The following is a 12,555-nucleotide window of genomic DNA, read 5'->3' as shown; positions in this document are numbered from 1 at the left end:
CCCGCGGTGGCGCGGCCGGGGTGGGTCACGGGGGTGTGCGGTGGACCCTGGCCAGCAGGAGGACCGTGTCGTCGGTGGCCGCGGCGGGGAGCAGGCGGGACAGGATCCGGTCCGCGGCGGCTTCCAGGGCGCCGGGGGCCTCGGCCAGTTCGCGGCGCAGTGCGTCGAGTCCGGCGTCGATGTCCCTGCCGCGGGCCTCGACCAGGCCGTCGGTGCAGAGGGCGAGGACCGCGCCCTCCGGCAGTTCGGCCCGCACCGACCGGAAGGGGACCCCGCCCACTCCCAGCGGGACGCCGAGGACCTGGTCGGGGGGCCACAGCGGGAGGACGGTGCCGTCCCGGTGCCGGAGCAGCGGCGGCAGGTGCCCGGCGTTGCCGACCCGGGCGCAGCCGGTGTGCGGGTCGTAGACCAGGTAGAGGCAGGTGGCGAGTTCGATGCCGCCCTCGCGGGCGAAGAGGTCGAGTTCGGCGAGCAGGTCGGCGGGGTCCTCGTGGTGCCGGGCCAGGGCCTTGGCGGTGAGCCGGAGCCGGCCCATGGCCGCGGCGGCCGGCACCCCGTGCCCCATCACGTCGCCGACCACCAGCGCGACCCGGTCCCCGGGCAGACCGATCACGTCGTACCAGTCGCCGCCGACCTCGGTGATCCGGCTGCCGGGCCGGTAGCGGTGGGCCACGTCCAGGTGCGGGCTGGTGGCCGGGGCGGTGGGCAGCAGGGCCTGCTGGAGGGTGAGCGCGATGTCCTGGACCCGGCTGTAGAGGCGGGCGTTGTCCAGGCAGAGGGCGGCCCGTGAGGCGAGTTCCCCGGCGAGGCTGAGGTCGGCGGCGGCGAAGGCGGGCCGGTCCGCGGACCGGCCGAACATGGCGAGGCCCTGGACCGTGCCGCGGGCCACCAGCGGGGCGATCAGGATGCAGGAGAGGCCGCTGGCCAGCAGGAGCCGGGCGCGGTCCCGGTGGGCGACCGTGCGCAGGACGAACTCGGCGTCCACGGGGAAGCTGACCGGGCGGCCGGTGCGCAGCATCTCGTGGATGTGGGAGCCCGCCGGGTAGGTGACCGTCTCCGGTCCGCCGACGAGTTCCCCGGCGGGCGGCGGGAGGGTGGTGAGTCCGGCGATCCGGCGGGTGGTCAGGGGCAGCTCCGGGGCGAACCCGCCGTCCTCCTCGGCGCGGTCGACGAGTTCCACGACGGAGGCGTCGCAGAAGGCGGGGACGGCCGCCTCGGTGAGTTCGCGGGCGGTGACGTCCACGTCCAGGGTGGTGCCGATCCGGGCGGAGGCCCGGTCGAGCAGGTCCAGGCGCTGCCGGGCGGCGGTGGCGTCCAGGATGGCCTGCTCGCGGTCGGTGACGTCGACGAGGAGTCCGCCGAGCCCGCGCCGGGTGTCACCGGCTCCGGTCAGCGGGAAGAAGCTGACGGACCGGACCTGGTGCCGGTCGGGGCGGCCGGGGGTGCGCAGGCCGACCAGGGTGCCGGCCACCGGGCGGCCGTCCCGGGCGACCCGGCGGAGCAGTTCCAGATAGGCGCCCCCGTCGTCGGTGATCATGATCTCGTCCATCCGGCGGCCGAGGTGGTCGGCGAGGGGCATCCCGTCCATGTCCGCGAGGGCCTGGTTGAGGTGGACGTAGCGGAGGTCCTCGTCGAGCATCACCAGCCCGATCGGACAGGTCTCGAACAGGGAGTCGAGGAAGGACAGGTTGGTCTTCACCCGGTCCAGTTCGGAGCTGCGGCTGGCCAGCCCGAGCACCACCGAGCGGCCGGCCGGGTCGGTGAGCGGGAACACCCGGAACCCGCAGTCGAAGGCGCTGCCGTCGCGGTGCCGGGCGGCCAGCCTGATCCGCCGGTAGCCGTGCAGCCGGGCCTCCTCGGTGAGCCGGGCGGCCGCACCGCGTTCGCCCGGCGGCGGGACGGGGAACAGGTCGGCGGCCGGCCGGGACAGCACCTCGGAGGCGCGGTGGCCGAACAGGCCGTGGGCGCCGGGGCCCCAGTAGCAGACCCGTTCCTCCTGGTCGATGCCGAACACGGCGACCGCGACCTGCTCCAGCAGCGAGCCCGGCTCGGACCGCAGCTGCGCGGCACGGGCCCCCCGGTCACCGGGTGCCGACTCCTCCGGGGGCAGCTCAGCGGGTGGCGGCTCATCGGGTGGCGGCTCCGGCACCGGAGGCCTCCTCTCCGGCGGGATCCGGCCCGGCGGGCCCGGCCGGACGGATCACCGGCAGGGCCCAGCGGGGCGGTGGCGGGACCGGGGGAAGCGAACCCTCCCGGTCGCTGGCGGCACCGCCACGGACGGCACCGCCACGGATGGCACCGCCGCTCCCGGCGGCCTCGCGGAGGGCGGCGGTGAACTCCTGGCAGCCGGCCCACCGGTCGCCGGGGTCCTTGGCCAGGGCCCGGGCCAGCACCCCGTCCAGCGCGGCGGGCAGGCCGGGCCTGCGCTCGCCGAGCCGGGGCGGGGGCTCGTACTGGTGGGCCCAGAGCACGGCCATGTCCTCGTCCCGGCGGAACGGCGGCTCGCCCGTCAGGATCTCGTGGACCACGCAGCCCAGGCCGTAGACATCGCAGCGGCCGTCCACCGGCCTGCCGGAGATCTGCTCGGGCGAGACGTAGTCCAGGGTGCCGGCGAACTGCCCCGCGGTGGTGAACCCGGTGAGTGCCAGGGACCGTTTGGTGAGGCCGAAGTCGGTGAGGTAGACGTGCTCGGGGTGGTCGCCGTCGGTGCCCTCGGCGATCAGGACGTTGCCCGGCTTCACATCCCGGTGCACCAGGTCGCGGGCGTGGGCGGCGTCCAGCGCGGAGGCCACCTGGGCGGCGATCCGCAGGGCGGTGTCCAGGGGCAGCGGGCCGGTACGGTCCAGCAGGGCGCGGAGGTCGGGCCCCGGGACGTAGCGCATGGCGAGGTAGAGCAGGCCCTCGGTCTCGCCGGCCTCGAAGACGGGGACGATGTGCGGGTGGTCGAGGGAGGCGGCCGTCTTCGACTCGTGGACGAAGCGCCGCCGGAAGGTCTCGTCGCGGGCAAGTTCGGGGGCCAGCAGCTTCAGGGCCACGGTGCGGTCCAGCCGCAGGTCCGTCGCCCGGTAGACCACGGCCATGCCGCCGCGGCCGATCTCCTCGTCCACCCGGTAGCCGGCGATCCGCCGGCCGAGGAGGTCCGGGGGCCGTCCGGCCGGGAGCCCCGCGGCCATCAGCCGTCACCCGCCGTGGGCACGACCCGGGTCGGCGGGTGCCCCGCCCGGTCCGGCTCCCCCGGCTGCCCGGCCTCGCCCGGCGCCGCCGCCTGCCCCCGGTCCGCACGGACCGGGTGCTGACCGCCCGGGTCCTCACCGCCCGGGTCCTCACCGCCCGGGTCCCCAGGGAGCGGGTGCGCGCGGGCCGGGCCCCGGGGGTCGGATCCGGGCGGTCCGGGGGTCAGGTCGGTCCCGTCCCCGTACATCCAGCGGTCCGCCGCCGGGTCGTACACCCAGACCCGGCCGCCGTCGACCACCACCCCGGCCCGCAGTCCCGCCGTCGCCCGCCGGAACTCCGCCGGGTCCCCGCCGCCGGCCGCCCGCCGGTAGCGGTCCAGGGCGGCGGCGGTGCGGTCCAGCAGCGGCCCGGGGTCGGCGGACCGGCCGGGCGGGCCGCCCCCGGCGGCCGGCGGCGGCTGCGGCACCGCCACCAGCGGCCGGCCGTCCACCCAGGCGGACCAGCCGTTGGCGCAGCCGATCAGCGCCCGGTCCCCGGCCCGCTCCAGCACCCGGACCGGCAGGAACGGGTCGAGCGGGCTGGTGGGCCGGACCCCGTCCTGGTCCGCCCAGGCGGCCAGCCCCTCCGGGGGCACCACATGGGTGGGCCGGAACCCGGAACCGGAACCGAAACCGGACGCGGGATCGGACCCGGAACCGGAACCTGGATCGGTGACGTCGGCGCGGGTCATCGCGGCCGCTACTTCCGCATGACCACGGGCTCGTGCCGGCGCAGCAGCCGGACCACCAGGACCCCGAACAGCACCGACAGCCCGGCCATCATCCCCATGTCGAGCAGCCAGGCCCCCGCCGTGTGGGCGAACAGCGGGTCCCGGGTGAGTTCGCCGGGCACGGTGGCGCCCAGGTCGATGGTGCCGGCCATCGCGCCGAGCGCCCAGCGGGACGGCACCAGCCAGGCCAGCTGCTCGATCACCGGTACGCCGTCGAGCTTCAGCAGCGCCCCGCAGAACACCACCTGCACGATGGCGAGGAGCACCAGCAGCGGCATGGTGACCTCCTCCTTGCGGACCAGGGCGGAGACCAGCAGGCCCAGCATCATCGCGGTGAAGGACAGCAGGGCCACGGCCAGGGTGATCTCGACCAGTGGGGGCATCAGCACCCCCCGGCCGTCCGGGGCGCCGAGGTCGACCCCGGCGAGGCCGACCAGGGTGAGCACCACCGCCTGGGCGACGGTGACCGCCCCCAGGACGATCACCTTGGACATCAGATAGGCCGGCCGGGAGAGGCCGACGGCCCGTTCCCGCCGGTAGATCGCCCGTTCCTTGACCAGTTCCCGCACCGCGTTGGCGGCCCCGGTGAGGACTCCGCCGACGCACAGGATGAGCAGGGCGTTCAGCGCGCTCTCCCGGGTGAGCCGGGATCCGGCGAGGGCCCGCGCCATGGCCCCCATCACGAAGGGCAGGGCGACCATGATGGCCAGGAAGGTGCGGTCGGCGCTCAGTACGGCCGCGTAGCGGCGGACCAGGGTGGACAGCTGCCCGGACCGGCTCCGAGCCGCCCGCGCACGCGGGGCCGTGGACGGAGTCGGGGTCGGGGAGGGAGTCGGGGACGGGGAGGGAGTCGGGGACGGGGAGGGAGTCGGGGACGGGGTCGGGGACGGCGCCGCCGCCGCGGGCCCGGTGCCGCCGGCGGCCACCGAGGCCGGTACGGCCGCCGCGGCGGCGGCCGCGGCCCCGGCGGCGCCCGCGATGTGCCGGCGGTACTGCGCCGAGGCCCGGTACTCCCCCGCCCAGTCCCGGTCGCGCAGGTTCTCGAAGGCCTCGAAGGCCTCGGGCCACTGTGCGTACCCGAAGAAGCCCAGCGCCTCGGCGGGCGGGCCGAAGTACGCGATCCGGCCGCCCGGGGCCAGCACCAGCAGCCGGTCGCAGACGTCCAGGCTCAGGACGCTGTGGGTGACCACGATGACGGTGCGGCCGTCGTCGGCGAGCCCGCGCAGCATGTGCATCACCGACCGGTCCATGCCCGGGTCGAGTCCGGAGGTGGGTTCGTCCAGGAACAGCAGGGACGGCTTGGTGAGCAGTTCCAGGGCGACCGAGACCCGTTTGCGCTGGCCGCCGGAGAGGCTGTGGACGGGCTGTCCGGCGCGCTGTTCCAGGCCGAGGCCGCGGATCACCTCGTCGACCCGGGCCTCCCGTTCGGCGGCGGCCGTGTCCTCGGGGAAGCGGAGTTCGGCCGCGTAGGACAGGGCCCGGCGGACGCCGAGCTGGGCGTGCAGGATGTCGTCCTGGGGGACCAGCCCGATGCGGCTGCGGAGTTCGGCGTAGTCGCGGTAGAGGTCGCGCCCGTCGTAGCGGACCGAGCCCTCGTCAGCGGGCCGGAGCCCGGTGAGGGCGCCGAGCAGGGTGGACTTGCCGGCCCCGCTGGGTCCGACCACGGCCAGCAGGCACTTGGCGCCGAGCGGGAAGGACACCCCGTCCAGCAGGGTCTTGCGGCCGTGGTCCACCCGGACGGTGAGGTCCCGGACGTCCAGGGTCACCTCGCCGGTGTCCACGTACTCCCGGAGGGTGCCCCCGGAGAGGCAGAACGCGGAGTGGCCGATGCCGATGACGTCCCCGTCGGCGACGGCCGCCCGGCCCACCCGGGCGCCGTTGAGGTAGGTGCCGTTGTGGCTGCCGAGGTCGGCGATCTCATGGCCGCCGCCGGGCAGGGCGCGGAGCTCGGCGTGCCGGCGGGAGACCACCAGGTCGTCGATGACCAGGTCGTTGTCGGCGGCCCGGCCGATCCGTACGGTGCTCCGCGCGGCCTCCGGGCCGGGCAGCGGACGGATGCTGGTCGGCCGGAGGAAGGTCCCGCCGGAGGGGGCCGCCGGGCGTGCGGCGGGCGGCGGGCGGGTCTCGGCGCGCAGCCGCACCCGGGGCCCGTCCTCCTCGCTGCCGAAGCGGAGCTCGCTGCCCGGCCCCACCCACCACTCGTGGACGCGGCGGCCGTCCGCCCAGGTGCCGTTGGTGCTGTCCTCGTCCTCCAGGGTCCAGTGGTCGCCGTCCGCGTGCAGGTTCGCGTGGTGCCAGGAGACCCGGGCGTCGTCGAGGAAGACCTCGCTCAGCGGGTCCCGGCCCACCCGGTAGACCCGTCCGGGACTCATCACCGTGGTGCCCCCGTCGGTCTCCAGGACCAGTTCGGGAGCGGTCGGCACACCGGGGCGCTGGACCATGAGCAGATTTTCCCACGATCCTTCCGCGCGAGCATAACCGCAGGTCAGAGGCTTCTTATAGGGAATGACAACGGTCCCCGTTGCAGCCTTTGCCGATCCCGGAAAGGTGCGCTTCACTTCACCCGTCGGAGCGGGAACCGAACAAGCGGGGGAAGCCATGGGCGCACACGACCACGACCGCGCGCACGAACACGCGCATGATCACGGCGGGCCGGACGGCCACGCCGGGCACGCGCACGGGGTGTCCGCCGACGCCGACCGCCGCTGGCTGGGCATCGCCCTCGGACTCATCTGCGCGTTCATGGCCGTCGAGGTGGTCATCGGCATCCTCGCCCAGTCCCTGGCCCTGATCTCGGACGCGGCGCACATGCTGACCGACGCCGTCTCGATCGTCCTCGCGCTGATCGCGATGCGGCTGGCGGCCCGGCCCGCCCGCGGCGGCTTCACCTACGGGCTGAAGCGCGCGGAGATACTCTCCGCGCAGGCCAACGGACTGACCCTGCTCCTGCTGGGCGCCTGGCTGGCCTACGAGGCGGTGCGCCGGCTGATCGACCCGCCGCAGGTCGAGGGCGGGCTGGTGCTCGGCACGGCCCTCGCCGGGATCGTGGTCAATGTGATCGCCGCCTGGTGCATCTCCCGGGCGAACCGCACCTCGCTCAACGTCGAGGGCGCCTACCAGCACATCCTCAACGACCTGTTCGCGTTCATCGGCACCGCGGTGGCCGGACTGATCGTGGTCACCACCGGGTTCGTGCAGGCGGACGCCATCGCCACGCTGGTGGTGGTGGCGCTGATGGTGAAGGCCGGATACGGGCTGGTCCACGCGTCCGGGCGGATCTTCCTGGAGGCCGCCCCCGCCCATCTGGACCCGGACGCGGTCGGCGACCGGCTGGTCGCCCACGGCCCGGTGACCGAGGTCCACGACCTGCACATCTGGACGATCACCTCCGGTGAGGCCGCCCTGTCCGCGCACGTCCTGGTGGAGCCAGAGAGCGACTGCCACGCCGTCCGCCGCGATCTGGAGAAGCTGCTGGGCGCCGACTACGGGATCACCCACACCACCCTCCAGGTGGACCACGCCCAGGAGTCCCTGCTGTGGGTCGGCCGGGCCGGCGAGAGCGGCTCGCCCACCGACCCGCACTGCTCGGCCCCGCACGGCCCGGTGCACCGGGAGGGCCCGCACCACCACTGAACGCCCGGCGGCCGGGCCACGGCCGCCGGCGCCTGAACCGGTGTCCCGCGGGGAAGGGATGGCCCATGGCCGCGACACGACAGAAGCGCAGCGCCGGGCTCCTCCTGTTCCGGCGCACCGCCGGCCGGGACCAGGCCCCGGGCGTGGAGGTGCTGCTCGGGCACATGGGCGGGCCGTTCTGGGAACGGCGCGAGTTCGGCGCCTGGTCCGTCCCCAAGGGCGAGTACGGTCCGGAGGAGTCGCCGCGGGACGCCGCCCGGCGGGAGTTCACCGAGGAGATCGGACTGCCTCCGCCGGAGGGCCCGTACCTGCCCCTGGGCGAGGTACGGCAGCGCAACGGCAAGCTGGTCACGGTCTGGGCGGTGGAGGCGGACCTCGACCCGGCCCTGATGCGGCCCGGCACCTTCCGCATGGAATGGCCGCCCGGCTCCGGCCGGACCGAGGAGTTCCCGGAGCTGGACCGGGTCGCCTGGTTCACCCCGGAGGGGGCCCGCGGCCGGCTGGTCGTCGCCCAGAACGCCTTCCTGGAAAGGCTGTTGACCGAGCTCGGTTCGAACTCGGCCTGATCCGGGCGGAGTCGGCGGCCTTGTCAGAAGTCCCGTATGCGTGGACATTGCACATATGACGAACGTCGTGCTGGTGGGAACCCTGGACACCAAGGGTGTGGAGTACGGCTGGTTGCGCGAGCGGCTGCTGCGTGCCGGCGTCGAAGTGGTCCTGGTCGATACGGGAGTGATGGGCGAGCCCCGGGTGGCCGCCGACGTGCCGCGCGAGGAAGTGGCCCGCGCGGCCGGAACGGAACTGTCGGAACTACGGGCGGCCGCCGACCGGGGCACCGCCGTCACCGCGATGGCCCGGGGCGCCGAGGCCACCGTACTGAGGCTGCACGCCGAGGGAAGGCTGGACGCGGTCCTGGCCATCGGCGGCAGCGGGGGCACCTCCATCGCCAGCCGCGCCATGCGGGCGCTGCCGCTGGGCGTGCCGAAACTGATGGTCTCCTCGATGGCCTCCGGGGACGTCTCCCCCTACGTCGGGTCCTCCGACATCACCATGATGTACAGCGTGGTGGACATCGCCGGGATCAACCGGGTCTCCGAGCCGATCCTGGCCAACGCGGTGGCCGCGGCGGCCGGCATGGCCCGGGCGCACGCCCGGTCGGCCGCCGAACGACCCGGTCCGGCCCTCGGCGGCGACCGGCCGCTGATCGCCGCGAGCATGGCCGGAGTGACCACCGTCGGGGTGGACGCGGCCCGTGAACGCCTCACCGAACTCGGCTACGAGGTACTGGTGTTCCACGTCAGCGGTACCGGAGGCCGCACCCTGGAGGCGCTCGCCGGACAGGGCGTGTTCGCGGGGGTCCTCGACCTCACCCTCAGCGAGCTCGCCGACGACCTGTGCGGCGGGATCCTCACCGCCGGACCGGACCGGCTCAGCGCCGCGGGCCGGGCCGGGGTGCCGCAGGTGGTCAGCCTCGGCGCCCTGGACATGGTCAAGTTCGGGCCGCTGGAGAACCTCCCCGAACGGGTCCGCTACCGGCGGGTCCGGGTGCACAACCCGTCGATCACCGTCATCCGGACCACCCCGGCCGAATGCGCGGAGCTCGGCCGCCGGGTGGCGGCCAAACTGCGGGCGGCCACCGGCCCCACCACCGTCTGCGTACCGCTGCGCGGACTGTCCACCCTGGGCGCGCCGGACGGCCCGTACCACGATCCGGCGGCGGACACCGCCCTGTTCGACGCCCTCCGGGAGGGGCTGCGGGACAGCGGGGCGGCCCTGGTCGACTACGACACCCACATCAACGACCCGGCCTTCGGAAGGGCCGCCGCCGACCGACTGCACGCCCTGATCACCGAGCGCCGCACCCGCGAGGCCGCCTGACCGCACGCCCCCGGTGCGCCGGACACCACGCCCCGGCGCACCACCTCCACCACGCCCGCCGCCACGGCCGTCACCCGGTCCACCGCGGCCCGTGGCCCCGTGGCCCCCGCGCGCTCCTACGACCGGGCCCGGCGGCCCGTCACCCGGATCAGCGCGGTCCCCGAGTCCAGGTCGATCCGTCCGCGCGGCGGCGCCCCGTCCTCCTCGTCGTCCCGGACCAGCCGGGCGCTCCGGCGCTCCTCCAGCTCGTTCTGCTTGCCCGGCGAGAACCCGGCGTGCAGCTGCTCGAACCCGGTGGCGGAGATCTGCCCCTGACGGCCGCCCCACCGCCACGGCAGCAGCCCGGCCCGGCCCGCACGGACCAGGGCGAAGTCCAGGAAGGCCACCGCGGTGAGCACGAGGGCCAGGCCCGGCAGGGTCATGAAGACGACGAATCCCATGGCCCGACGGTAACCGAACGGTCCGCTGGGCCGTTCGGACGAGTCCGGGTGTGGCCGTCCGGCCGAAGCCCGGGGGGTGGGCCGGCTGGTTGACTCGACTGTGTTGAGCGGGGCGCCCACAAGGCTCCCGAGCGGCCAGTCGTCCACGCCCCAGCCGGCGTACACCCCAACCGGGGCGTGGTCGTTCCGTGCGGCCGCTTGTCCGCACGGAAGGCCCGTAGTGCTTTGGGGAGCACTACGGGCCGCCTCCTCCGCCCCCCTTCCGCTCGGCGCCGGGTCAGACCCGGGCGTGGGCCGTGATGTCGGCCTGGAACTCGCCCGTCATCGCCGGGGTGACCGTCGGCCGGCACTGGGCCACCGCCGCCAGGTAGTCCTCTGTGCTCGCCCCCATCCGCACCGAGGCCGCCACCCGCGCCCCCACCGCCTCCAGGTCCCGTTCGAAGGACACCTGGGCGGCGATCCGGGCCGCGTGCTCGATGTCGGCCGGGGTGAACAGTTCGCTCGCCGCCACCAGCGCCGCCACGTCCACATCGCCCCGGCCCTCCGTGTACCGGGACCAGATCGCCGCCCGCGCCCCGGCGTCCGGGGTGCCGATCGGGATCAGGTAGTCGAAGCGGCCGGGCCGCAGGAACGCCGGGTCCAGGGAGCGGATCGAGTTGGTCGCGCACACCAGGAGCCGTTCGTCGCCCTCCCGGAAGCCGGGTATCAGCTTCAGCAGTTCGTTGGTCACCCCGTGGATGCCGCCGGGCTGGGCCGGCTCCGTACGGACCGGTGCGATCTCCTCGACCTCGTCGATGAACACCAGCACCCGCTCCAGCTCCGCGATCCGGGAGAACGCCGAGCGCAGCGCCGCCGCCAGGTTGCCCTCGTCCGCGAGCCGGGAGGGCAGGAGTTCCACGAAGGGCCAGCCGAGCCGGGAGGCGACGGCCCGGGCGAAGGTGGTCTTGCCGGTGCCGGGCGGGCCGAACAGGGTGATGGCCCGCGGCGGCCGGACCCCGTGCTGGGCGGCCCGTTCCGGTTCGGCGAGCGGCAGCACCACCCGCCGTTCGATGAGGTGCTTCTCGGTCTCCATCCCGGCGACCTTGTCCCACAGGTCGTTGCCGAGGAACCGGCCGCCCAGGTCGTCGAGGAGGCCGGCGGCCGGGCCGTGCAGCGGCTCGGTCTTCTCGAAGTAGGCCACGGCGGGCTGCCGGGTGTAGCCCGCGTTGAGCAGGCCCTCGCCGAGGAGGTCCTCCTCGGGCAGCACGTAGGAGATCCGTCCGACGCGGGCGGCGATCAGCCGGCGCTCCAGTTCCACCAGCAGGGCGCTGGCCAGGCCCCGGCCGCGCCAGCCGGCCGCGATGGCGATGCGCATCACCCAGGCCCGCTCCCCGGAGACGGTGGCCAGCGCGGCCCCGATCGGGACGCCCTGGTGGACGGCGACCACGGCGGGCTGCCGGTCGGTGAGGGCCGTGATGCACTCGGCGAGCGAGAACACCGACTCCTGGCCCAGTTCGGCCGTGGTGTCGATCAGGTGGACCACCGCCGCGAGATCGCTCTCGCGGTAGTCGTGGATGAGCCAGTTCACCGGGTACCGCCCCTCGGTTCGTGCACTGCGTCGCGCCTTGCGGTGAGGCTAGGGCGGCGGGCCCCGCGCGATCACGCTCCGTGGTGCACAACAGGGTGGAGGGAAACCCTCCGCCGCGTCCATAGACCGCGCCCGCAGCGTGCCCGCACCTCGTCCGCAGCGCCTGTGGGTGGTGTCCGGGGGCTGCGGACTCACGGATTCCTCCGCGGGGCTGCGGACTCACGGATTCACAGGGAACTCCCAGCTGCTCCGGGGGTCCGTTCACAGGACGGCCCGGCAGGCTCGGCCCATGATCGGTACCACGGACCCGGCTCCGGCCCGCCCGGGGCGGCTCTCCCGGACCGCCCTCGCGCTGGCGGCGATGGCCGCGCTGCTGTCGGCGTACCCCTCGGACGCCTCGGCGGTGGACCGGCCGGGAGTGACCTCGGTGGCGGCGGCCGGCCCGGCCGCCGACCGGGTCGGGCCGCTGTTCGCGGGCGGGCCGGACGGCGGCCACTTCTGCACCGCCTCGGTGGTGGAGAGCGCCGGCCGGGACCTGATCGCCACGGCCGCGCACTGCCTGGGGGACCTGGCCGGGACCGTGTTCGCGCCGGGCTACCGGGACGGCCGGGCGCCGTACGGGTACTGGCGGCTCACCGGCCGCGCGGTGGACCCGGCCTGGGAGCGGTCCGGGGATCCGGACGCCGACCTGGCGTTCGTGACGGTGGCCCCGCTGGACGGGCGGCGGATCGAGGAGGTGGTCGGCGGTTTCCCGGTGGCCTTCGGGGAGGCGGCCGGGAGCACGGTCACCGTCCTCGGCTATCCGGCCGACCGGGACCTCCCGGTGCGCTGCGCGAACCGCACCGGGCGGCTCTCCGCCGGCCAGCGCCGGATCTCCTGCCCGGACCTGAGCGGCGGCACCAGCGGCAGTCCGTGGCTGGCCGACGGCGCCCTGACCGGGGTGCTGGGCGGCTACCAGGGCGGCGGCACCGACCCGGACGTCTCCTACAGCGCCGTCCTGGGCCCGGCCGCCCGCGCCCTCTACTCCGGTACGGCGGACGGAATCCTCTAGGGAGCCTCGTCCGCGACCCCGGCCGAAGCCTCGGGCGAGAACT

10 protein-coding genes are annotated in these 12,555 nt (G+C 75.1%); 4 read left to right on the top strand and 6 right to left on the bottom strand.

Annotated features, from left to right (window positions below):
* Positions 1–25: 25 nt before the first annotated feature.
* Genes ACZ50K_RS05880 through ACZ50K_RS05865 form a run of 4 tightly spaced genes read right to left on the bottom strand, consistent with a single transcriptional unit; the run spans position 26 to position 6,384 of the window.
* Entirely contained in the window at positions 26–2,149 is a 2,124-nt protein-coding gene (locus tag ACZ50K_RS05880) for a SpoIIE family protein phosphatase (RefSeq protein WP_468897938.1), read from the bottom strand.
* A complete protein-coding gene (locus tag ACZ50K_RS05875; RefSeq protein WP_468897936.1) occupies positions 2,127–3,173 on the bottom strand; it encodes a serine/threonine-protein kinase in 1,047 nt (348 codons plus the stop codon). Before ACZ50K_RS05875 ends, ACZ50K_RS05880 begins: the two co-directional genes overlap by 23 nt.
* Complete coding sequence (locus ACZ50K_RS05870) at positions 3,173–3,904, bottom strand: hypothetical protein (protein WP_468897934.1); 732 nt, start codon at positions 3,902–3,904, stop codon at positions 3,173–3,175. Before ACZ50K_RS05870 ends, ACZ50K_RS05875 begins: the two co-directional genes overlap by 1 nt.
* Before the next feature lie 8 nt (positions 3,905–3,912).
* Positions 3,913–6,384, bottom strand: coding sequence for an FHA domain-containing protein (locus ACZ50K_RS05865; RefSeq protein ID WP_468897932.1), 2,472 nt, complete (start codon positions 6,382–6,384; stop codon positions 3,913–3,915).
* A 157-nt stretch (positions 6,385–6,541) separates the two neighbouring features.
* Here ACZ50K_RS05865 and ACZ50K_RS05860 point away from each other — a divergent pair, with 157 nt between their 5' ends.
* From ACZ50K_RS05860 to ACZ50K_RS05850, 3 genes are all read left to right on the top strand, one after another.
* The gene (locus tag ACZ50K_RS05860) at positions 6,542–7,576 is read left to right on the top strand and encodes a cation diffusion facilitator family transporter (protein ID WP_468897930.1); all 1,035 of its coding nucleotides are present in this window, start codon (positions 6,542–6,544) and stop codon (positions 7,574–7,576) included.
* Between the two features lie 65 nt (positions 7,577–7,641).
* On the top strand, positions 7,642–8,142 hold the full coding sequence (locus ACZ50K_RS05855; RefSeq protein WP_468897928.1) for an NUDIX hydrolase: 501 nt from the start codon (positions 7,642–7,644) through the stop codon (positions 8,140–8,142).
* A 55-nt stretch (positions 8,143–8,197) separates the two neighbouring features.
* Positions 8,198–9,454: a Tm-1-like ATP-binding domain-containing protein gene (locus ACZ50K_RS05850; RefSeq protein ID WP_468897926.1), complete on the top strand. Its 1,257-nt coding sequence runs from the start codon at positions 8,198–8,200 to the stop codon at positions 9,452–9,454.
* Between the two features lie 116 nt (positions 9,455–9,570).
* Here ACZ50K_RS05850 and ACZ50K_RS05845 read toward each other — a convergent pair whose 3' ends face one another.
* A complete protein-coding gene (locus tag ACZ50K_RS05845) occupies positions 9,571–9,894 on the bottom strand; it encodes a DUF6191 domain-containing protein (RefSeq protein ID WP_468897924.1) in 324 nt (107 codons plus the stop codon).
* Between the two features lie 277 nt (positions 9,895–10,171).
* On the bottom strand, positions 10,172–11,461 hold the full coding sequence (locus tag ACZ50K_RS05840) for an ATP-binding protein (RefSeq protein WP_468897922.1): 1,290 nt from the start codon (positions 11,459–11,461) through the stop codon (positions 10,172–10,174).
* Positions 11,462–11,750: 289 nt separating this feature from the next.
* Between ACZ50K_RS05840 and ACZ50K_RS05835 the strand changes: the two genes are divergently transcribed.
* A complete protein-coding gene (locus tag ACZ50K_RS05835; RefSeq protein WP_468897920.1) occupies positions 11,751–12,512 on the top strand; it encodes a trypsin-like serine peptidase in 762 nt (253 codons plus the stop codon).
* Positions 12,513–12,555: the final 43 nt, after the last annotated feature.

It is taken from the genome of Streptomyces sp. NPDC033845 (assembly GCF_055576225.1).
This window is presented reverse-complemented; position numbering and strand designations above follow the sequence as displayed.